Annotated in this window: 1 pseudogene; it reads left to right on the top strand. The window is 62.6% G+C overall.

Going from position 1 to position 321, the window contains the following annotated elements:
• Nucleotides 1-321 (top strand): annotated as a pseudogene (locus tag EN851_RS35045) (OmpA family protein); the annotation flags it as partial.

The raw sequence follows: 321 nt of genomic DNA, 5'->3' as shown, positions 1-321 counted from the left end.
GCCAGCCACCCCGCCACAGCCCGCGGCTCCGGATACCGCCCAGATCGACCGTATCCGCGCCGCACTTGCCAAGGAAATCGCCGACGGCGGACTGAGCGTCGGCGAGAAGGGCGAATTCATCGTCGTCGAGATCAACAACCAGCTCTTGTTTGCATCCGGCCAGGCGGATCTGAAGCCGCAGTTCCAGCCGATCGCGACCGACATCGCCACCACGCTTGACGCCGAATCCGGGCCGATCCAGATCGTCGGCCACACCGATAATGTGAAGCCGAAGAAATCGAGCCAGTTCAAATCGAATTTCGACCTCTCGGTCGCTCGCGC

Source organism: Mesorhizobium sp. M8A.F.Ca.ET.208.01.1.1 (assembly GCF_004791315.1).
GTDB lineage: Bacteria > Pseudomonadota > Alphaproteobacteria > Rhizobiales > Rhizobiaceae > Mesorhizobium.
The sequence above is the reverse complement of the archived record's forward strand: the minus strand, read 5'-3'. Positions and strand labels throughout refer to the sequence as shown.